Here is a 21129-nt window from a genome sequence, read left to right on the forward strand (position 1 = left end):
TCCCCACCATGGTTGTCCGCCCCCACCTGCACTGGTTCCGCATGCTGCTTGCATGGCGCGGTTCCGTTCTGCCGCAGCTTCTGCCGCGCCTGTTCCTGATCTTCTGTATCTCGCTGGTGGCCATGGCGGTGCATGCGCATTGGCTGCCCATCTCCGTCAACCTGAGCACCACGCCCTTCTCGCTCGTCGGCATTGCGCTGGCGGTGTTCCTGGGCTTTCGCAACAACGCCAGTTATGACCGCTATTGGGAGGCCCGCAAGCTCTGGGGCCAGTTGCTCAATTGCGCGCGTGCGCTCACGCGTCAGGCGCTGACGTTGCCGTCGCAGTTGCCGCAGGGCGCGGTGTCCGCAGACGATGTGCGCGAGTTCACGCAGGTGCTGAGCGCGGTGCCGCATGCGCTGCGCCACCAGTTGCGCCGTACGGACCCACGTGAAGACCTGGCCACCCGTCTGCCCGCGCCGCTGCTCGATCGCGTGATGGCCGCGCGCTACCGGCCCGCCATGCTCACGCTGTGGCTGGGCGAGTGGGTGCAACGCCGGACGCAACGCAACCCGCAACGCGACCCGCAGCACAACGGCCAGGCCGGTGCGTTGGATGGCTATGCCGCGCTGGCGTTTGATCGCAGCCTGACCGAGCTGACCAACGCCATCGGCGGGTGCGAGCGCATTGTTTCAACACCGCTGCCGTTTGCGTACTCGGTCATGATCCACCGCACGGTGTACTTCTTCTGCGCAGCACTGCCGTTTGGGCTGGTGCAGAGCATCGGTATTTTCACGCCGGTGTTTGCGGTGTTTGTGGCGTACACCTTCATGGCGCACGAGGCCATCGCCTCGCAAATCGAAGAGCCTTTCGGCACCGAAGACAACGACCTTGCGCTCAACGCCATGTCCATCGTGATTGAAGACGCCGTGCGTGACCTGATGGGCGAGCCGAGCCTGCCCAGCGGCAGCGCGGGGCAGCGCGTCATCTTCGATTGAGATCGCGCTGGCGTGCTGGGCTGGGCGCGGCCCAGTCCAGTCGAGCCCAGTCCAGTCGGCAGGGCGCCGGTATTACGCCGTCAGCGCCGCAGGCGCGTGCCAGCTGGTCCAGGCGGCCGGGCCGATGGGCGCGGCGGTGTGCGTGTCTTCAGCGGTGGCGGCCATCAGCTGGCTGAGCGCAACCCCGAACAGGCTGGCGCAGGTGTTGTGCAAGGTGCGGGCAGATCGCAGGCCGGTGCGCCGGGCAAGCTGTTCCAGCGCCTCGGTGGGGCAGGCGGTGTTCCCTTCCAGCGCGGCCAGTGCGTAGAGCGCCCGCGCGGCCCGCTGCTCGCGTACCAGTGCAAGCAGCGCTTCGCCTTCGGCAAACAGGCGGGCGCGCACCTGTCGCGGGCCGATCTGCCAGCACTCGCTCAGCAATGCCGCGTTCCACGCCTGCGCGGGGTGTTCGAACACCAGGTTGGCCAGCGTGCGTGACCAGGGCTTGTCGTGGTGGATGGCCGCCATGCGCGGGCAACCGGCATCGGGCACGGCCACCAGCGAGATGGCGCTGGGCTGCCACAGCGTGCCCGGCAGTTCGCAGCCGAAATGCGCGAAGGCGGGCACCACAAACGGGTCACCCGGGCGCACCTCGCGCCGGCCATTCGCATCGCGCAGGCAGGCGGTGCCCTGCTCGGCCTGCACGCGCACCGCAAAGGGAAAGCGCAGGCGCGAGATGCGAACGTGGGCACGGCTGATGAGCGGCATGGGGGCGCGGCAGGAAACGGCAGAGAACAGCGGGCAAACCAACGGCCCGCCACTGTTGCAGGATTCTAGGCCTGCGCGCAACCCGGGCAATGTCGTTCCGGTGACACTGCGCGGTGTTGCACTACAACTCGGAGAGACCGAAGAGGCGCAATCCTGGCAGATCGGTCACGCGAATGGTCTGGTACGACAGCGTGATCAGCCCGGCTTCGGCCAGCCGCCGCAGCGCCTGGTTCACGCGCTGGCGTGAGAGCCCCGTCAGCAGCCCGATCTCTTCCTGCGACAGCTCCAGCACGGTGCTCGTGCGTGGGTACAAGGCGGGGTGGAAGAGCTGCGCAATCGCTTGCGCCACGCGCGCATCGGCGCTGAGCAGCCGGTCGTTCTGCACGGTGGCGATGAACTGCCCCATGCGCTCGTTGAGCTGGCGGACCACGAAGCTGGCAAACGGCAGGCTCTGCGCGAGCAGCGTGTTGAACACGGGCTCGGGCACCAGCAGCACGTGCGAGGTGCGGATGGCGATGACGTCGTAGCGGCGGTCTTCGCGCTTGATGACGCTGCCCTCGCCGCACCAGCCGCCTTCGGGCACGCCCGAGAACGTACAACCGCGCCCGTCGGCGGTGTACACGGCCAGCTTGATGAGGCCGCTGTCCACACCGACCCAGTAGCGCGAGGGCTCGCCGCGGCGGGCGATGAAGGCGCCGGGCTCGAACTGCTGGAGCAGGGTCTCGCGCGCGGCCAGCGCCTGGTGTTCGGGCGCCAGCGCGGTGAACCATGCGTGGAGCGGCAACTGCGTGGTGGGCGACAGGGTGTCGGGTGCGGTCATGGCAAAGGCGGGTGGGTGAGGGCGCGTGGGGCTCCGCCTTCGCTTTGTAAGAATCCTGTCAGCCTTTGTCTGGCTTGGGTTTCCGGGTGGTTTGTCATCCGGATGACAGAGTGCGGGAGCTGCCCGATGATAGCGTTGGCCCATCTAAAAGCAACAGCGGCAACAGCGGCAACCGTGGCCCCAGCGCCCGTCGTGCCCGCCGCACCGGAGACCCAGCCATGCCCACCGACTTCGATACCGGCCTCGCCCGCAACGCGGCCAACTTCGTTCCCCTCACCCCGATCGAGTTCCTGGCCCGCGCGGCCGACGTCTATGGCGACCGGCTAGCCATCGTGCATGGCTCGGTGCGGCAGAACTGGCGCGACACCTATACCCGTGCGCGCCGCATGGCCAGTGCGCTGGCGCAGGCGGGTGTGGGGCGCGGCGATACGGTGGCCGCGCTGTTGCCGAACACGCCTGCGATGGTGGAAGCGCACTTCGGCGTGCCAATGGCCGGGGCGGTGCTCAACGCGCTCAACATCCGCCTGGATGCCGCCAACCTCGTCTTCATGCTGCGCCATGGCGAGGCGCGCGTGCTGCTGGCCGATACCGAGTTTGCTGACCTGGCCCGGCAGATGGCGCTGGAGATTCCCGGCCTGAAGGTGATCGCTGTGCACGACGCGCTGGGCCCGCAGGCCGAGCCGTTTGGCGAGACCGACTACGAGTCCTTCCTTGCCTCGGGCGATCCGCACTACGCGTGGCAACTGCCGGTGGATGAGTGGGATGCGATTGCGCTCAACTACACCTCGGGCACCACGGGTGACCCGAAGGGCGTGGTCTATCACCATCGCGGCGCGGCCATCAACGCGGTGTCGAACATCCTGGAGTGGGATCTGCCCAAGCACCCGGTCTATCTGTGGACGCTGCCGATGTTCCACTGCAATGGCTGGTGCTTTCCGTGGACGATCGCGGCGCGTGCGGGTGTCAATGTCTGCCTGCGCAAGTTCGAGCCCAAGGTGGTGTTCGACCTCATGCGCGATGAAGGCGTGACGCACTACTGCGCCGCGCCCATCGTGCACACCGCGCTGGTCAACGCGCCGCCGTCGTGGCGTGAAGGCCTGCGCGGGCCCGTGCGCGGCATGGTGGCCGGTGCGCCGCCGCCCGCCGCCGTGCTGGCGCAGATGGAGGCGATGGGCTTTGAGCTGACGCACGTCTACGGCCTGACCGAGGTGTACGGCCCCGCCGCCGTCTGCGCAGAACAAGACGAATGGCGCACGCTGCCCGAGCACGACCGCGCCACCATGAAGGCGCGCCAGGGCGTGCGCTATCACCTGCAGTCGCAGGTGGCGGTGCTGGATCCGGACACCCTGCAGCCCGTGCCTGCCGATGGCGAAACCATTGGCGAGATCATGTTCCGCGGCAACATCTGCATGAAGGGCTACCTGAAGAACGAGCGTGCCACGCGCGAGGCCTTTGCGGGCGGCTGGTTCCACACCGGCGACCTGGGCGTGTGCATGCCCGACGGCTACATCAAGATCAAAGACCGCAGCAAGGACATCATCATCTCGGGCGGCGAGAACATCTCCAGCGTGGAGGTGGAGGACGCGCTGTATCGCCACCCCGCCGTGCTGGCCGCTGCTGTGGTCGCCCAGCCTGACGCCAAATGGGGCGAGACGCCTTGCGCCTTTGTCGAACTCAAGGACGGCGCCACCGCCACGGCGGAAGAGTTGATCTTGCACTGCAAGACGCTGCTCGCCAACTTCAAGGTGCCGAAGGCGGTGTTCTTCGGCCCGCTACCCAAGACATCGACCGGCAAGATCCAGAAGTACGAGCTGCGCCGCAAGGTGAAGTCGACTGCGGCCATCGATGTGTGAGACGTGCCCGCTCAAAAACGAAGCCCCTTGCACAAGCAAGGGGCTCCGGGCGGCCGCCTGACTGAGTCACCCGACCCGCCTCACGGCACCGCCACAATCGCCATCCCGCGTGGGATTTTGCCGGTGGCCGCCGAGCCGTTGGCCACAGCGGTCAGCATGCCCGTCGAGGCGTTAATGCTGTAAGCCGTCACCGAGTTGTCGATGGCACTCACCACGTAGGCGAAGGTGCCCGCGGGGTTCAGCAGCACCGTGACGGGCCCATGACCAACGCTGTTGCTCGCCGTGCTCGTGGCGGTGGTATCGACGGTCTGCACCAGCGTAAGCGCACCGTTGCTTGGGTTGATCGAGAACACGTTCAGATTGTTGGTCAGCACATTGGTCTCGTACAGGAAGCCTCCTGATGGGGAGATCGCGATGTAGTTCGGGCCGCTGTTGGCCCCTGTTGACACCGTTGTGGACGTCGCGGCCAATGCACCGGCGGTGATGCTGTAAATGCCGATGGTGCTGTCCCCCGAGTTGGCCACATAGGCAACGCTGCCTGCCGGGTTGACGGCGATGAACTCCGGCGAGTTGCCGGCGTTGACCGTGCTGCCGGTCTGCGTGAGGAGGCCTGTGCTGCTGTTGATGGCAAACGCCATGGCAGTCCCGGTCGTGCCGCCGCTGTTGTTGTTCACCACATAGGCGAAGGTACCCGCGCTGTTGATGGTGACGGTGTACGGGTTGGCACCGGCGGGGATGCTGGTCGCGGCCGAGAGCGCACCCGTGCTCGCGTTGATCGAGAACGCCGAGAGCGTGTTGCTCCCAAAATTGGCCGTGTACGTAAACTTGCCGTTGGGCGTGCGCGCAATGCTATAGGGCGTCGTGCTCGCGCCCGTGGTGGTGGGCGAGCCCACCACCGTCAGCACACCGGTATTCGGGTCGATGGAGAGCGTGGTGATGGTGCTGTCCACGGCATTGGCCACATACACAAACTTGCCCGCGGGGTCGATGGTGAGCGACAGGGGCACTTGCCCCACCGCTACCGGTGTCGTGCCGATGACCGTGGGCATGCCGGTGGTGGCATCCAGCGTGAAGGCGGAGACGGTGCCGTCGTTGGAGTTGACCGCATAGCCGAACAGCGGTCGCAGTATGCAGGCCACGGCAATGGTGGTCACGTTGGCTGTGCCCACCGTGCCGCTGCCGTTGGTGACGGTGCAGTTCTCACCCGAGGGCCGTGTGCCCACCGTGGCAGCGTATGGCTTGCCCTGTGCGAGCTTGGTCGGGAACTGGAAGTTGCCGTTGGCATTGACCACGACGGCATCACCGCCGTTGTCCAGCAGTGTGACCGTCTTGCCTGCGCTCAGGCCGCTGACTGTGCCGCCCACTGAGTAGGTGGGGGCGGGTGCCGGCGCTGGTGCGGGTGCTGGTACGGGGGCCGGCTTTGGTGCTGGCGCGGGCGATGGGGTCGGTGTGGGCGCCGGTGTTGGCGCGGGTGTGGCGTTGTTCGTCGGCGGTGTCGTGCTGGAGCTGGCATCGTCGCCGCCGCCACCGCAACCAGTGAGCCCGAGCGATAGCGCGGCGGCCATCACCAAGGCCGCGCCATGCAGGCTATGCGGGTATTGGGGGTGGGCTGGTGGGATTGGCGCCGGCAGCGGTTGTGCTGCAGCGCTGCCGATGTTCTCCCCTTGGGCGATTGATAGCTCGGCCATGGCTCCCCCCGTTCTTGTTGCGCTGTGTGTGTGGTCTTGCACTTTCCCGAAGCATAGAAACTCGGGGCCACACGCCGACATAGGCCAGTTGACCGACAAAGCCCTCCGCTGCATGGATAGGGACATGCGTTACACGCCCCTGCAAGCGTTTGGCGCGATACTGGAAGCCGCTCGTTGTTCGCCCGGTCAGTCACAGTCATGTCCACCAACGCCAACACCATCACCCTTCGCCAACTCTCGCCGTCTGATGCTGACGACGTCGCCGACTACCGCGCCATCCGCCTGGCCGCGCTCAAGGATTCGCCCGAGGCCTTCGGCTCAACGTGCGAGGCAGAGGCCGGGCTTTCGCAGGCGGCCTTTGCCGAGCGGCTCGCCACGACAACGGTGCTGGGGGCGTACGACGGTGCGCGCATCGTGGGCATGGTCGGCTTTAAGCAGCAGACCATTGCCAAGCTGGCGCACAAGGGGTTTGTGTGGGGCTTCTACGTGTCGCCCGAGGTGCGTGGGCGCGGGGTGGGGGCGGCCCTGGTGGATGGCGTCGTGGTTGCGGCCACGGGTGTGGTCGAGCAACTCACGCTGTCGGTGGTGCAAGGCAACGCAGCGGCGCTGGCGCTGTACGCGCGTTGCGGTTTTGAAACCTATGGCATCGAGCCGCGTGCGCTCAAGTCGGCCGGTGGTTACGCGGATGAAATATTGATGGTGCGCTTCCTGTAGTTCAACCGGTGACAGCTGGTGATGGTGACGGTCACAAAGCTCAGCGCGGAGATCTCTTCATCGCTCGGGTCGGCGGCCGGCGTGTGCGACACCAGCTCGGCCCAGCACAGTGCGGATGGGGCTGCCTGATGCCAGCGAATCCACGCGTCCTGCAGCACGTCTTCGGCATCGGCGTGCGTGCCGAGCATGCGGTAGGCAAGCGCAAACAGGCGGGGCGGGCCGCGGTGAAGGCCGTGTCCAGGCTGGTGGTGCGGATGGGTGAGCGCGTGGGCGCGGTCATGGTGCGGTGTGTCGTCCAGGGAGGTTATTTCCTAGACGGACAGGCACGGGGGGTTGTGACAGGGCTTGATGGTATGCCGCTTTCCGCCCACGCACCGTGTCGTCCGGGGCTGCGCTCAGTGCCGGCGCGTTTGCCGCCCGTACATCAGCGTCAGCGCGCCGGCGAGCATGGCCGATGCGCCCAGCAGGCCCACGCCGGCGGTCGCTGTGTGCGTCTTGTCCGTCAGCCAGCCGATGGCAAATGGGCTGACAAAGCCAGACAGGTTGCCGATGGCGTTGATGAAGCCGATGCCCGCTGCGGCAGCCATGCCGTCTAGCCGCGCGGTCGGCAGGTTCCAGAACAGCGGCAGCGCTGACAGGATGCCCGCCGAGGCGATCGTCAGTGCCGCCATGGCGGGCACCAACTGGTCAACCATGAGCGCGCTCACGCAGAAGCCCACGCCCGCGACCAGTGCACTGGTGCCCACCAGCGTGCCCCAGTTGCGGCGGCGGTCTGCCTGCCGCGCCACGAGGTTCATGGCCACCATGGCGGCTGCGTATGGCACGGCGCTCAGCCAGCCCACCGTGACAGTGCTGGCGATGCCTGCCGCGCGAATCACGCTCGGCAGCCAGAAACTCACGCCGTACAGGCCCGCAAGCAGCAGGAAGTAGATCAGCGCGAACAGCAGTACCGTGCCATTGAGGATGTCTGCCGCGCGGTGCACGCGTGCCTGGGGTGGTGCCGCCTGCGCGAGATCGGCCTCCAGGCGTGCCAGCGCGTCGGTATCGAGCCAGCGCACATCGCGCGGCCGGCTCGGCAGCAGGAAGAACGCCAGCACGCCCACCAGCGCGGAGGGCAGGCCCTCCAGCGCGAACATCCAGCGCCAGCCCGCATGCCCAAGGTGCCCGTCAAATGCCGCCAGGATCCAGCCCGACAACGGGCCGCCCACGATGCCCGCCACCGCCGTGGCGCTCATGAACAATGTGGTCATGCGGCCCCGCCGGTGCGCCGGAAACCAGTAGGTGAGATACAGCACGACGCCCGGAAAGAAGCCGGCTTCCGCCACGCCCAGCAGGAAGCGCAGCACATAGAACCCGGTCGTGCTTTGCACCCAGCCCATGGCTGCCGACAGCAGCCCCCACGACACCATGATCCGCGCGATCCAGGTGCGTGCGCCCAGCCGGTGCAGCAGCATGTTGCTGGGCACCTCGAAGATGAAATAGCCGAGGAAGAAGATGCCCGCCCCCAGCCCGTAGGCGGTGGCGCTCAGGCTCAGGTCAGCTGCCATTTGCAGCTTGGCCGTGCCGATGTTGACGCGGTCCAGGTAGGCCAGCACCTGGGCCAGCAGCAGGATCGGCATCAGCCGCCAGCCGATGCGGCGATAGATGCCCTCGAGTGCCGGATCCGCCGGCGTGGTGCCAGGCATTGAGGGGGCAGCGGGCGCGGGCTGGGCCAGCGCACCGGCGTGCGGGTGCGAGTTCATGCGGTCTCCTTTGATGTTGTTGTGTGGGGTGTCGGGGGGCGAGCTAGCCCGGCGCGCGGGAGTCGGTCTTCTGGTACAGCGCCCGTTCGAGCGTTTCCACCAGCACGCAGCATTGCCACCAGCCGGGCGGCGCGTCGGCTGCAATGGCGTCGCGCAGCACGTTGTGGATGACGAGGGCCATGCTGTGCTGCAGCTCGGCCGAGCGCGGGTTGGTCAGCACCAGCCGGGCCACGATGAACTGGGCCTGCGCATCGTCGCCGGCCAGGAACGTGTTGGTGATGTGCACGCGGCTCTTGAGGTCATGCAGCCGCGCGCTGCCGCTATCGGCCAACTGGCGGTGGATCGTTTGCAGCAGCGCGGGGAAGTCCAGGCGACGTGCCAGCGGCTCGGTCGCTTCGATCACGATATGGGGCATGGCAGTGCGCGGGGGAGGCGTCAGGCAGAGGGGCGGGCGTGCTGCGTTGCCCGCCGCGCCGGCTTCAGAGGGTTTCCTGCTCGCGCACGGTCAGCGGGCTTGTGGCCGCATAGCGGGCGATCTCGTCCTTGCGCAGGAAGGCCACGCCGGGGTGTTGCTTGGCGTAGCGCAGGAAGGCATCCCACGCGCGCACCATCTGCGGTGTGCCGCTGATGCGGTCGTGCGCGCTGATCGACATCATGCGGCGGCGCGCGCCGGCCTCTTCGTAGAGCTGGTCGAAGTCCAGCTTGATCTGCTCCAGGAACGCCGATGGCGAATAGTTGCGGCCTTCCACCAGCAGGATGTCGTTATTGCGCAGCGTGTAGGGCACGACCACGAAGTCGCGGGCGTTGACCTGCTCGATGAAGGGCTCGTCCCGGCTGAGATCATCGATGTGGTAGAGGTAGCCCAGCTCCTGCAGCAGCGACAGTGTGTTGGGGCCGCGTCGCAGCCAGTTGCAGTTGTAGCCCACCGGGCGCTGGCCCGTCACCGCCTCGACCATGGTGACGGCCTCGCTCAGGAAGGCGCGCTCCTGAGCACGCGTCATGGCGTATTGCGAACTCCAGCGTGGGCCGTGCGCGGCGGCTTCATGGCCACGTGCCACGATCTCGCGCGCCAGCTCGGGATGCCGTTGCACCGCCTCGCCGATCATGTGCGAGGTCACTTTCACGCCGTGGCGGTCCCACAGGTCCAGCATGCGCGGGATGCCCTCGCGGTAGCCGTAGGCAAACCACGTGTTGGTGGCTGGGTCGGACGGCATGCTGGCCGGAAAGTCGATCTTCGGAAACGGGCTATCGGTGCCCTTGGGCGGCTGGCCGCCGGCCTCGAACTGCATCGAGATGGAGATGACCAGGCGGATGCCATTTGGCCAGAACTGGCCGGAAGCCGAAGCGGTCGTGGCGGCTGGGGCGCCGCCTTGACGCGGCTGCGCAGCGGCGTTGCCGGCCAGTAGCGCACCGGCAGCCAGCGCGCCCGCTCCGGTTCCGGCACGCGCGAGAAAGGTGCGGCGGCCCGCGTCTGTCGGGGTGGCAGGGGTATCGACGCTGGCGTCGGTGGAGGGGCGGGCATCAGGCAATCGAGTCATGGCACAGGCAGGAACGTGAAAGACCGACGCATGCTAGTCTTCGCGAAATCGCGGAAATACCGCTGCCAATAGGAAACATCCTTTCCTGATTGCGAAGAATCTCCTCATGCTCGACAACTTGCCCGCGCTCATTTCGTTTGCCCGTATCGTCTCGGCCGGCAGTTTGTCGGCGGCGGCGCGTGAGATGGACCTGCCGCTGTCCGTGGTCAGCAAGCGGCTGGCACAACTCGAAGCGGCACTGGGTGTGCGCCTGATCCAGCGCACCACCCGCCGCCAGACGCTGACCGAAGAGGGCGCGTTGTTTCACAGCCGCGTGGTACGCATCCTGGATGAAATCGATCAGGCCGAGGCATTGCTGATGCAGCGGCGCCAGGCCGTGACTGGCCTGCTGCGCGTGACGGCGCCGGGCCAGCTGGGGCGGCGGCGCATTGCGCCCATCGTGGCGGCGTTTCAGCGCGAGCATCCGCAACTGAGCGTGCAGCTTGAGCTGACCGATGCGGTGGTCGACCTGATCGACAGCGGTTACGACATGGCGATCCGCTTTGGCGCCCTGACCGACTCCACGCTGATCGCGCGGCCGCTGGCGCCCAACTTTCGCGTGCTGTGCGCCTCGCCGGCCTACCTGGCCGAACATGGCGCGCCCGTGCATCCGTCAGACCTGGTGCGGCATCGCTGCATCCTGATCGGTGACCAGCGCCGTACCGACCTGCACTTCAGTGGCGAGGGCGAAGCGCACACCGTGCGCGTCACCGCGTCCATTGTCACCAACGATGGCGAGGCCGCGCATACGCTGGCGGCCGAAGGTGCGGGCATTGCCGTCAAATCCATCTGGGATGTGGGCGACGATCTGCTGGCCGGGCGTCTGGTGCGGGTGCTCCCGGGGCATGCCGTGTCGGCCGCACCGCTGCATGCCATCTATCCGCACAGCCAGCACCTTGCGCCGCGTGTGCGCGTGTTTGTCGACTACGTACGGGATCGGCTGCAGCAGGCCTGGCGTTGGGATGCGCTGTGAGGACGGCGCAGGCGCCCTATCATGAGCGTTCTTTTGCACACCCACGCATCGCCCCACCCAGGAGACCCCATGAAGCTGATCGGCATGCTTGATTCGCCCTACGTCCGCCGTACCGCCATTTCGCTCAAGCTGCTCGGCCTGTCGTTCGAGCATGCGTCGGTGTCGGTCTTCCGGCATTTCGACCGCTTTCACGAGATCAACCCGGTGGTGAAGGCGCCCACGCTGGTGTGCGATGACGGCACCGTGCTAATCGATTCCACGCTCATCATCGACTATGCCGAGACGCTGGCCGGCCGCAGCCTGATGCCTGCCGCGCTGCCTGCGCGTCAGCACGCGTTGCGTGTCATCGGACTGGCATTGGCCGCGTGTGAGAAGGCGATGCAGATCGTCTACGAACACAACCTGCGCCCGACCGAGAAGGTGCATGCGCCGTGGGTGGACCGCGTGCACGGTCAACTGCACGCCGCGCTCGACGCGCTGGAAGCGGAGTGGAAGGATGCGCCGCTGCCTGCGGATGCGAGCGCGCTGACGCAAGCCGGTGTGACGACCGCCGTGGCCTGGGGCTTTATCCAGTTGATGGTGCCGGACCGCGTGCCAGCGGCGAGCTACCCGCGCGTGACGGCGTTGTCGGCCGCGGCGGAGCAGCTGGAGGTGTTTCGCGCGTGGCCGATCGACGCGGAGTGATGGATTGCGTGAATCAGCGGGCCGCTCAGGCGGCCTGCGGCTGGATCGTCGCCTGACGGTACAGCCCGCCCACCAAGTCTGATTCAGTAATGATGCCGGCCAGCCGGCCCTCGGCATCCACCACCGGAATGTGATGGTGCCCGGCGCTGGCAAACAGCGGCACCAGGTCGGACATGGGCGCGGTGGCGGCAATGGTCTGCACATGCGTCTTCATGTGGTCGGCCACGCGCGGCGGGGTGAGCGCGCCGATGCTGAACCAATGGCGCAGCGTCTGGCGGAAATCACGCGGGTTCAGGCCGAGCAAATCCGCACGCGTGACGATGCCGATGACGCGCTGCCCCGCATCCACCACCGGCAGCGCCTTGATGTTGTGCTGGCGCAGCAGTTGCAACGCCCGCGGGATCGACGTGCCGGGTGTGGCGGCAATCGCCGGCTGCGACATGATGTCGGCGCAGGTGAGCGCGTGGAAGGTGCGGCGCAGTTTCTCTTCCTGGGCCTGCAGCTGCATCTCGCGCAGCACGGCTTCGATGTCGTCGGGGGCGATGTCGAGCAGCTCGCTCTGGCGGCGCAGCGCGGCGACGATGTCGGCGCGGGTGAAGCCCCCAGCGGTGGGGGCACGTTCAGCGGCGGGCAGGCGTTGCGCGTGCGGATACCGGTGGCCCGTGGCGGCGTGGTACCCCAGCGCGCCCACCAGCAGCAGCGCTGACTGGATCAGGATCGGCTCCAGCACAAACGTGTATCCCAGCGCGTGCACGGCCGGCCCACCAATCACGGCGGTCAACGCCACCGCGCCCGAGGGCGGGTGCACACAGCGCAGCGCAAACATGCCGGCAATGGCCATCGACACCGCCAGCGCAGAGGCCACCACCGGGTCTTTCACCAACAGCGCGCATGTCACGCCCACCGTGGCGGCCACCAGGTTGCCGCCGATGATCGACCACGGCTGCGCCAGCGGGCTGGCCGGCACCGCAAACAGCAGCACTGCCGAGGCACCCATGGGGGCCACCAGCAAGGGGATCAGCGTGGCGGCACCGGGCACGAGCTTCATCATCGTGCCGGTAAAGAAAATGCCGATCAGCGCCCCAACGGCCGAGCGCACACGCTCGCGCCAACGCACCGTTACCGGTGCAGGGACGAAGCTGTGGAGCCAGTGGGCGAATGCGGCGCGTGACGTTGCGCGGGAAGCGGGCGGGGCAGACATGGTCAAGCGAGGTCGCACGGCGATTGCCCGGACCAGGCCTCACCAAGACAGATATGCGGGAAAAATGCAGGCGCGAATTATATCACGCCATGACATAACGAGCGGGCGCGCACCGTGTCACTTCAGTGGCAACAGAATGTCGGTGATGGCCTCGTGCTCGGGCACGTCTGGGTAGAAGCGCACGCGCTGGAACAGCAGCGGCGCATCGCGCGGTTCCTCACCGCTGGCCGGCAGCCATTCGACATAGAGGGTGGCGACGCTCTGGCCGAGCGTGTCGTCCGAGCCCGTGTGGCGCAGTACGGCGTAGCGGCCACCGGCCAGCGTTTTGGCGGTGACGCCAGCGGCGTTGGGGGCGATCGGTGCCTGCGTGGCGGCGCAGATGTCCATGCGGAAATCGTCGGGTGCCACATCGTCGGGGCTGTTGTAGACGATGTTGTAGGTGGCCGAGACGGACGGGTGCAGCCGGTGCGCGCGGCGCCAGGCGATGAACGTGCGGAGGGTCTCGCCCAGGCGCGCGGGGTCACCACAGTGCTCGATTGCAGCAACGGGTACGGCGTTGCGTTCAACGATCTCGACGGCATGGGGTTGCGGTTGTGCGGGCATGTGTTCGCTCCTGAGGGCGCGCAGCGCCTGTAGATCGGTGGCCCAGGTGCCCCACTGTGGCGCCGCCCGAAAGTCCGACGGCGATTGTCCCGTCTGCTTGCGGAACGCACGCGCAAAGGCCTCCGGCGCCTCGTAGCCGCATGCCAGCGCGATGTCAGTGATGCGCGCCGCGTCGCGATAGGCGAGCTGGTGCGCGGCACGTTTGAGCCGCAGCAACTGCACATAGCGCCCGACGTTCATGCCGAACAGCAGCGTGAACTGGCGGTGGAAGTGGTACTTCGAGAACGCCGCCACTTCGGCCAGTCCATCCACGTCCAGCACGTCCTCTAGATGCGCGTCGATGTGCGCGAGCACGGCGCGCATGCGGGCGAGGTAGTAGTCGGTGGTGGTCAATGGGAAAGGGCTCCTGGGTGGCGATACGGTAACGGTGTGGGGCTGCACGTGCCTGACAAAAATTGCTCGATTGGTTTGCACACCCTTCTTTGAAAGGGGCGCGGCGCGCACATCACTCTGATAGCATCCCTAAGCCCTTCTCGGGGCGCCGTCTGGCGGGCCGAGACAATGCGCAGGCTGCCCGTACCGACGTATCCAAAACAACCACACAGAAGAAACAGGGTATGCAAAACAACAACAGTAGGTTTGGGGGCGGAGCTTTGGTGCGCCGCATTGTCATGGCTTCGGCGCTGGTTGGCGCGGCGCTGCTGACGGGGTGCGCAAGCACTTACGTTGACACAGCGACCAAGCTGGTTCCTGCCTCGGAGATGAAAAAGGTCGCCGATCCGAAACCCGTGCAACTGGTGTTTGAGTTCCAGACCAAAGGGGCGCCCAACCCGCGTGCCACTACGCTGCTGAAGGACACCGTCGCCAAGGAAGTGGTCGATGCCGGCTTGTTCTCGAAGGTTGCGACCGACCCGACGCCAAACGTAAGCATGCTCAATGTCACGCTGAACAACGTGCCGCTCACGGACAACCCTGGGGCCAAGGGTTTTGTTACGGGGCTGACTTTCGGTCTGGCGGGCAGTGCGGTCACTGATGGCTACATCTGCACGGTCAGTTATCTGCCAGCGGGGCAGGCTACCCCGATCGTCAAAACGGCGCGTCACGCCATTCACACCACGATGGGCAATGCCAATCCGCCGGCAGGCGTACAAAAAGCGGCTTCGATGTTAGATGCCGTCCAACAGATGACGCGCGACGTCGTCAGCAATGCGCTGAAGGATCTGTCCTATGACACGGCGTTCAACTGATTCGGGTACGGCGCGCACGGCATGGGTGGCGTTGCTGGCGGCTGCTTCGCTGTTGGCGGGCTGCGCGGAAATGCCGATGAACCCACCGAAACCGACCATCGAGAACGCCGCGAAATTGCGTGGAGGCAATCCCGCGATAGGCTCCGTCGAGGTCGGCAAGTTCACACTCGATACTGCGCAGTCGGCAAGCCTGGACAAGGGTGTCAGCATCCGGAGCAACATGGTGCGCTCGCCGGTGGAGGGCTCGTTCGCCCAATACCTGCGGGAGACGTTGCGTGTGGAACTGCAGTCAGCGGGTCTGCTGGATGCGGGTTCCGATGCGGTGATTACTGGCACGCTGCTCGATAGCACCGTCGAGGCGCCGGTGGGCATGGGCAAGGCGGCGCTGGCGGCGCGATTCGTGGTTACGCGAGCTGGTTCGGTCCGCTACGACCGTGCCCTGCGCACAGAGGCGTCGTGGGATTCTCCCTTCATCGGGGTCTCGGCGATTCCGCAGGCGGCAGGGCAATATGAGGCCCTCTATCGCAAGCTGGTCGGTACCTTGTTGGACGATCCCGCATTTCGTGCGGCGGTTGCCAGGTAATCGATTGCCGTTCATCGTGAGCAAGGAAGCCGCCCTTCGGGGCGGTTTTCTTTTGGGCGCGCCGATGTATCACACCTGAAACCGTTTCGCTTGCGCAGACCTGCACGGCCAAGTGTCCGCCAAGACTCCCTGCCCGCGGTGGCAGATGCGGTGTTGCATGGCGCGTTCATTGCGGCGTATTTCCTTCCGCGCGTTTCGGCGGCACGCGATGTTGCACCCCCCGGACTCCCGCCGATGAGGAGACGCACCATGGCAACTTTTCTGGCCCTGCTGAATTTCACCGACCAGGGCATCCGCACCATCAAGGACACCACCAAACGGGCCGCCGCGGCCCGTGAGTTGGCCAAGGCGGCCGGCATCGATATGAGGGAAACCTACTGGACGCTGGGCCAGTACGATCTTGTGGTGATTTGCGAAGGGCCGGACGACGCCGCGATGACGTCGTTCGGGCTGGCACTGGCTTCGGCCGGCAATGTCCGTTCCCAGACGCTGCGGGCGTTTTCCGCCGATGAGATGAACGGCATTCTCAGCAAAATCCCGTAAGCGTGGCGTCATTGCACACGCAACAAAAAACCGCCCCGAAGGGCGGTTTCGTTTTTGCAGCAACGCGGGCTCAGGCGAATGCCTTGGCCGGCTCACCCTTCAGGCCAGCCGCTTCGCGCAGCAGCAGGGCCTTGTCGGTGGCTTCCCAGCTGAACTCCGGCTCTTCACGGCCGAAATGGCCGTAGGCAGCCGTCTTTTCGTAGACCGGGCGCAGCAGGTCGAGCATCTGCACGATGCCCTTCGGACGCAGGTCGAAGTGCTCGTGCACGAGCTTGGCGATCTGGTCGTCCGGGATCACGCCGGTGCCTTCCGTGTACACGGTGATGTTGATCGGGCGTGCCACGCCAATCGCGTAGCTCACCTGCACCTGGCACTGGCGCGCCAGACCGGCGGCCACCACGTTCTTGGCCACGTAGCGTGCAGCGTACGCTGCCGAGCGGTCGACCTTCGACGGGTCCTTGCCCGAGAACGCGCCGCCGCCGTGCGGGGCTGCGCCGCCGTACGTGTCGACGATGATCTTGCGGCCGGTCAGGCCGCAGTCACCCTGCGGGCCGCCGATGACGAAGCGGCCGGTCGGGTTCACCAGATACTTGGTGTCGGCCAGCATGTGCGAGGGCAGCACCGGCTTGATGATGTCTTCGATCACGGCTTCGCGGATGGCTTCTTGCGACATCTCCGGCGCGTGCTGGGTCGACAGCACCACGGTGTCCACGCTGTGCGGCTTGCCGTCCACATAGCGCACCGTCACCTGCGACTTGGCGTCCGGGCGCAGCCAGGGCAGGCGGCCGTCGCGGCGCAGTTGCGACTGGCGCTCGACCAGGCGGTGTGCGTAGTAGATCGGGAAGGGCATCAGCTCGGGCGTTTCATCGCACGCGTAGCCGAACATCAGGCCCTGGTCACCGGCGCCTTGGTTCAGGTAGTCGTCCGATGCGCGGTCGACGCCCTGGGCGATATCCGGCGATTGCTTGTCGTAAGCGACGAGCACGGCACAGCCCTTGTAGTCGATGCCGTAGTCGGTGTTGTCGTAACCGATGCGCTTGATGGTTTCGCGCGCAACCTGGATGTAGTCGACATTGGCCGACGTGGTGATTTCACCCGCCAGCACCACCAGACCGGTGTTGCACAGCGTTTCTGCTGCGACGCGCGCATATTTGTCCTGGGCGAGGATGGCGTCCAGGATGGCGTCGGAAATCTGGTCGGCGACCTTGTCGGGATGGCCCTCGGAGACGGATTCCGAGGTGAAGAGGAAGTCGTTTGACACGGCTGTAAGCTCCAGAATGGCGAACTTGCTATTACGCGCCATCCGTTTGAGCCACGGCCGGCGACGCTTTAGCGGTATTTAGTAACCTTGCCCAGGTTTGTGGCCCGACAAGGATTCGCCCCGCAAGTTGTCAGTTAACTCGGCGAATCGCGCTATTATACGCGGCACTTTTTGGGGCCGCAGCACGGGCTGCCCAAGACCCTGCTCCTCTGTCGACTGCGACCAACACATTGCTGCGACCGCACGCATGACCTTCCTGTTCTGGCTGTTTTCACGCTTGCCCCTGTCAGTGCTGCAGGCGTTGGGCGGCTGGCTGGGAGCGCTGGCCGCCAGAGTGCCCGGCCGCTATCACGATCGGCTGATCGCCAACTTCCGTCACGCCTATCCGGACGCCACGCCCGCCATGCTCAAGGAGGCGGCCCGCTCTGCCGGCCGCATGGTCTTCGAGATGCCGTATTTCTGGGTGCGCAAGAACGGGGCGGATGTTGCTCCGCACTTGTTCAACGTCTGCCGACCGATCATCGAGCGTGCGCTCGCAGATGGGCGCGGTCTGATCTTCCTGACGCCGCACCTGGGCTGTTTCGAAGTGCTGCCGCAGGCCTATGCGCGTGAGCATCCCGTCACGTCGCTCTTCAAGCCGCCGCACAAGGCAAGCCTGCGCAACTGGATCGAGACTATGCGCGCGGGACCGAACATGTCCATGGCGCCGGCCGACCCGCGCGGCGTGCGCATGCTGGTGCGCGCACTCAAGCGCGGCGAGGCCATCGGCATCCTGCCTGATCAGACCCCCACGGGTGGCGAAGGTGTGTGGGCGCCGTTCTTCGGCAAGCCCGCCTATACGATGACGCTGGTGCACCGCCTGCACCGGCTGACGGGTGCGCCTGTGGTCGCATTGTTTGCCGAGCGCCTGCCGCGCGGCGGCGGCTATCGCCTGCACGTGCAGGACATCGGCGATTTGCCTGAAGACGCAACGCAAGCCGCCACCCGCATCAATGCCGCCATCGAGCAGTTGATTGCCGTGGCACCGACGCAATATCTGTGGGGCTATAACCGCTACAAGCACCCCAAGGGCGCGGACGCTCCGCCCGCTGCCTGACGAGACTGCTGCACTTTATGGAACGTTTCACTGCCAAACTCGGACTCGGCTTTCTATGGCTGCTGTCCTTCCTGCCCTACAGCTTCGTCGCCCGCTTTGGCGAGGGGCTGGGCGGGCTGCTGTACCGCATTCCCAATGGCCGCCGCCGTGTGGTGTTGGCCAACCTCAAGGCGTGCTTCCCGGAGAAATCCGATGCGGAACGCGAAGCGATGGCGCACGAGGTCTTCCGCAAGGTCTTCCGCAGCTTTGCCGAGCGCTCGTTCGCGTGGTTCGCGTCAGAGAAGCGCCTGATGCGCGTGGTCAAGATCGACGATCAGGCCAACCTGCCGGCGCTGCATGGCCAGCCGCATATTCTCGTCACGCTGCACCTGTCGGGTGTGGAGATCGGCGCACTGGCGCTGACGGAATATCTGCGTACGAACACCGGCAATGCGGGCTGCTCGCTGTACACGCGCATGGCCAACCCGGCGCTGGATGATGCCGTGAAGGCGCTGCGCAGCCGCTTCGGCGCGACCATGGTGTCGCGCAACGAAAACATCCGCCAGATCATGCGGACCATCAAGCGCGGCGAGGCACTGCAGCTGATCTCCGACATGGATTTCGGCGAGCGCGACTCGGAGTTCGTGCCATTCTTTGGTGTGCCCGCGCTCACGCTCAACGCCATCCCGCGCATGGCGTCGATGACCGGCGCCAAGGTCATCCCGATGTACACCGAGATCCTGCCGAACTACGAAGGCTACGCGCTGCGCATCCTGCCCGCGTGGGAGAACTACCCCACCGGCGACCTGACCGCCGACACGCGTCGCATGAACGCCTTCTTTGAAGACGCCATCCGCCCGCGTATTACCGAGTACTACTGGGTGCACAAGCGCTTCAAGCACCGCCCGGAAGGCATGCCTGGCATTTATTGACGCCCGGGGCGGGCCGGCCCGGCTCGCTTTAGAATGGGCGTTTTCCGAACGCTCACCGCCGCCTGGGTCACCTTGGGCGGCCTACCACCGTGAAACTGCACTTCACCAAGATGCACGGCGCGGGCAACGACTTTGTCGTGCTCGACGGCATCCAGACCCCGATCGACTTCACCCCTGAGCAATGGGCCGCCATTGCTGATCGCCACTTTGGCGTGGGGGCAGACCAGCTCTTGCTGGTCGAGCGCTCGACACGCCCGGATGTCGATTTCCGCTATCGCATCTTCAACCACGACGGTGGCGAGGTGGAGCACTGCGGCAACGGTGCGCGCTGCTTCGTGAAGTTCGTCACCGACCGGGGGTTGACCGACAAGCGCACCGTGCGCGTGGAAGTCATGAACGGCATCGCCACGCTCACGATGCAGGACGATGGCCGGGTGACCGTCGACATGGGCGCGCCCGTCTTCGAAGCCGCGCGTCTGCCGTTCCTACCCGAGGGCTTGCCCACGCGCACCGAAGGCCGCGACACGCTGCACGCGCTGCAGATCAACGGCCGCACCGAGTGGCTGTCGACAGTATCAATGGGCAACCCGCACGCGGTGCAAGTGGTGGACGACACCGAGGCCTTCCCCGTGCTGGAAGACGGTCCGCTGATCGAATCACACGCCGTGTTTCCGCGCCGCGTGAATGCGGGCTTCATGCAGATCGTCGATCGTCACGCCATCCGCCTGCGCGTGTATGAGCGCGGTGCGGGCGAGACGCTTGCCTGCGGCACCGGCGCCTGCGCGGCCGTGGTGGCGGGTATCCGCCGTGGCCTGATCGATTCGCCCGTCAAGGTAGCCACGCATGGCGGCGACCTGACCATCGCCTGGGCGGGCGAGGGCGAGCCGGTGATGATGACTGGCCCCGCGACGACCGTCTTTGAAGGCACGCTGGATCTGGATGCATTGAAGCTGACCGCTGCGCACTGACAAGCCGAGCGCCCAACTGCGGGCGTCACGACTGCAGCCGCCATAACAACAAGGAGATTCCATGGCATCGAACGGCAAGACCCTGATCGACGAGTGGCGTTACGACGGCAGCAGCAAGTTCAAGATCGCCAAGGCGGATGCGGGGATCAAACCGTTGTCAACCGGCGGCAAGGCCACTGACCAGGAGCGCCTGGCCGAGATTGGCGCGCGGCTCGATACGCTGCAGGACATCCTTTACGCCGAGCACCGCCGCAAGGTGCTGGTGATCCTGCAGGGCATGGATACCTCCGGCAAGGATGGCACCGTGCGCAGCGTGTTCCGCGCCATGGACCCGTTGGGGTTGCGCGTGATCGGCTTCAAGGCGCCGACGCCGCTGGAGCTGGCACACGATTACCTCTGGCGTGTACACGCCCAGGCGCCTGCACGCGGCGAGATCGTCATCTTCAACCGCAGCCACTACGAAGACGTGCTCATCACGCGCGTGCACGGCGACATCGATGCGGATGAATGCAGGCGCCGCTACGGGCATATCAACGCGTTCGAGCAGATGCTGGTCGAGACCGGCACAACCATCGTCAAATGCTTTCTGCACATCTCCAAGGACGAACAGCGCAAGCGACTGCAGGAGCGCATCGACGATCCGCACAAGCATTGGAAGTTCGACCCTGCCGACATCTCGGAGCGCAAGTTCTGGGATGACTACATGGATGCCTATGAGGCGGCCATCAATGCCACGGCCACGCCTGGCGCACCTTGGTATGTGGTGCCGGCGGATTCCAAGACGCACCGGAATTTGATGGTGGCGGAGATTTTGTTGCAGGTGCTGGAGGGGATGAAGCCGGAATATCCTGAGGGGAATCCGGCTTTTGAGGCTTTGAAGATCGAGTAGGGATTGGGTATGGCGGGGTTGGGCTTTGGTGGTCCATCCCCGGCATGGGATTGAA

Annotated in this window: 21 protein-coding genes and 1 pseudogene; 12 read left to right on the plus strand and 10 right to left on the minus strand. The window is 65.9% G+C overall.

All coding sequences use genetic code 11. The features are described 5' to 3' along the window. Positions 1-8: 8 nt before the first annotated feature. A complete protein-coding gene (locus F7R11_RS02995) occupies positions 9-977 on the plus strand; it encodes a bestrophin family protein (RefSeq protein ID WP_064801085.1) in 969 nt (322 codons plus the stop codon). Between the two features lie 72 nt (positions 978-1049). Here the strand turns inward: F7R11_RS02995 and F7R11_RS03000 are convergent, their stop codons facing one another. After that, positions 1050-1721: a hypothetical protein gene (locus F7R11_RS03000; RefSeq protein ID WP_064801087.1), complete on the minus strand. Its 672-nt coding sequence runs from the start codon at positions 1719-1721 to the stop codon at positions 1050-1052. A 121-nt stretch (positions 1722-1842) separates the two neighbouring features. Further along, positions 1843-2541 carry a Crp/Fnr family transcriptional regulator gene (locus F7R11_RS03005; RefSeq protein WP_064801089.1) on the minus strand — a complete coding sequence of 233 codons (699 nt, stop codon included), beginning with the start codon at positions 2539-2541 and terminating at the stop codon, positions 1843-1845. Positions 2542-2759: 218 nt separating this feature from the next. Between F7R11_RS03005 and F7R11_RS03010 the strand changes: the two genes are divergently transcribed. Then, complete coding sequence (locus F7R11_RS03010) at positions 2760-4394, plus strand: acyl-CoA synthetase (protein ID WP_064801091.1); 1635 nt, start codon at positions 2760-2762, stop codon at positions 4392-4394. A gap of 80 nt (positions 4395-4474) precedes the next feature. Here F7R11_RS03010 and F7R11_RS03015 read toward each other — a convergent pair whose 3' ends face one another. Beyond that, the gene (locus F7R11_RS03015) at positions 4475-6082 is read right to left on the minus strand and encodes a lactonase family protein (protein ID WP_064801093.1); all 1608 of its coding nucleotides are present in this window, start codon (positions 6080-6082) and stop codon (positions 4475-4477) included. 198 nt (positions 6083-6280) lie between these two features. Between F7R11_RS03015 and F7R11_RS03020 the strand changes: the two genes are divergently transcribed. Continuing rightward, a complete protein-coding gene (locus tag F7R11_RS03020) occupies positions 6281-6796 on the plus strand; it encodes a GNAT family N-acetyltransferase (RefSeq protein WP_064801095.1) in 516 nt (171 codons plus the stop codon). A 107-nt stretch (positions 6797-6903) separates the two neighbouring features. Here the strand turns inward: F7R11_RS03020 and F7R11_RS27245 are convergent. The 4 genes and pseudogenes from F7R11_RS27245 to F7R11_RS03040 all read right to left on the minus strand — a co-directional run. Beyond that, a pseudogene (locus F7R11_RS27245) lies at positions 6904-7076 on the minus strand (sigma factor); the annotation flags it as partial. Between the two features lie 115 nt (positions 7077-7191). Further along, positions 7192-8538, minus strand: a complete 1347-nt coding sequence (locus F7R11_RS03030; RefSeq protein ID WP_315853986.1) for an MFS transporter — start codon at positions 8536-8538, stop codon at positions 7192-7194. Positions 8539-8581: 43 nt separating this feature from the next. Further along, a complete protein-coding gene (locus F7R11_RS03035) occupies positions 8582-8953 on the minus strand; it encodes a 5-carboxymethyl-2-hydroxymuconate Delta-isomerase (protein WP_021196843.1) in 372 nt (123 codons plus the stop codon). Between the two features lie 64 nt (positions 8954-9017). After that, on the minus strand, positions 9018-10076 hold the full coding sequence (locus F7R11_RS03040) for a polysaccharide deacetylase family protein (protein ID WP_064801099.1): 1059 nt from the start codon (positions 10074-10076) through the stop codon (positions 9018-9020). Between the two features lie 106 nt (positions 10077-10182). Here F7R11_RS03040 and F7R11_RS03045 point away from each other — a divergent pair, with 106 nt between their 5' ends. Then, on the plus strand, positions 10183-11088 hold the full coding sequence (locus F7R11_RS03045; protein ID WP_064801101.1) for a LysR family transcriptional regulator: 906 nt from the start codon (positions 10183-10185) through the stop codon (positions 11086-11088). A 69-nt stretch (positions 11089-11157) separates the two neighbouring features. Continuing rightward, the gene (locus F7R11_RS03050) at positions 11158-11772 is read left to right on the plus strand and encodes a glutathione S-transferase (protein ID WP_064801103.1); all 615 of its coding nucleotides are present in this window, start codon (positions 11158-11160) and stop codon (positions 11770-11772) included. Positions 11773-11797: 25 nt separating this feature from the next. On the opposite strand, the gene F7R11_RS03055 is transcribed toward F7R11_RS03050, so the two are convergent. Then, entirely contained in the window at positions 11798-12973 is a 1176-nt protein-coding gene (locus F7R11_RS03055; protein ID WP_064801105.1) for an HPP family protein, read from the minus strand. A gap of 117 nt (positions 12974-13090) precedes the next feature. Beyond that, a complete protein-coding gene (locus F7R11_RS03060) occupies positions 13091-13969 on the minus strand; it encodes an AraC family transcriptional regulator (RefSeq protein ID WP_231973133.1) in 879 nt (292 codons plus the stop codon). 224 nt (positions 13970-14193) lie between these two features. Between F7R11_RS03060 and F7R11_RS03065 the strand changes: the two genes are divergently transcribed. The 3 genes from F7R11_RS03065 (at position 14194) to F7R11_RS03075 (ending at position 15949) form a co-directional block, all read left to right on the plus strand. Continuing rightward, positions 14194-14823 carry a hypothetical protein gene (locus tag F7R11_RS03065; protein WP_064801106.1) on the plus strand — a complete coding sequence of 210 codons (630 nt, stop codon included), beginning with the start codon at positions 14194-14196 and terminating at the stop codon, positions 14821-14823. Beyond that, positions 14804-15406, plus strand: coding sequence for a hypothetical protein (locus F7R11_RS03070; RefSeq protein WP_231973135.1), 603 nt, complete (start codon positions 14804-14806; stop codon positions 15404-15406). Before F7R11_RS03065 ends, F7R11_RS03070 begins: the two co-directional genes overlap by 20 nt. Positions 15407-15655: 249 nt before the next feature. Further along, complete coding sequence (locus tag F7R11_RS03075; RefSeq protein WP_021196837.1) at positions 15656-15949, plus strand: GYD domain-containing protein; 294 nt, start codon at positions 15656-15658, stop codon at positions 15947-15949. A 70-nt stretch (positions 15950-16019) separates the two neighbouring features. On the opposite strand, the gene metK is transcribed toward F7R11_RS03075, so the two are convergent. Continuing rightward, the gene (gene metK, locus F7R11_RS03080; RefSeq protein WP_064806104.1) at positions 16020-17210 is read right to left on the minus strand and encodes a methionine adenosyltransferase; all 1191 of its coding nucleotides are present in this window, start codon (positions 17208-17210) and stop codon (positions 16020-16022) included. A 247-nt stretch (positions 17211-17457) separates the two neighbouring features. Between metK and F7R11_RS03085 the strand changes: the two genes are divergently transcribed. The 4 genes from F7R11_RS03085 to F7R11_RS03100 all read left to right on the plus strand — a co-directional run bounded on the left by F7R11_RS03085 (position 17458) and on the right by F7R11_RS03100 (position 21074). Further along, on the plus strand, positions 17458-18306 hold the full coding sequence (locus F7R11_RS03085; protein WP_064801107.1) for a lysophospholipid acyltransferase family protein: 849 nt from the start codon (positions 17458-17460) through the stop codon (positions 18304-18306). 17 nt (positions 18307-18323) lie between these two features. Then, complete coding sequence (locus tag F7R11_RS03090; protein ID WP_021196834.1) at positions 18324-19217, plus strand: lipid A biosynthesis lauroyl acyltransferase; 894 nt, start codon at positions 18324-18326, stop codon at positions 19215-19217. Between the two features lie 89 nt (positions 19218-19306). Next, on the plus strand, positions 19307-20185 hold the full coding sequence (gene dapF / locus F7R11_RS03095; protein ID WP_064801108.1) for a diaminopimelate epimerase: 879 nt from the start codon (positions 19307-19309) through the stop codon (positions 20183-20185). Between the two features lie 61 nt (positions 20186-20246). Beyond that, positions 20247-21074, plus strand: coding sequence for a polyphosphate kinase 2 family protein (locus F7R11_RS03100; protein WP_064801109.1), 828 nt, complete (start codon positions 20247-20249; stop codon positions 21072-21074). Positions 21075-21129 lie beyond the last annotated feature (55 nt).

This window comes from Ralstonia insidiosa (assembly GCF_008801405.1).
GTDB lineage: Bacteria > Pseudomonadota > Gammaproteobacteria > Burkholderiales > Burkholderiaceae > Ralstonia > Ralstonia insidiosa.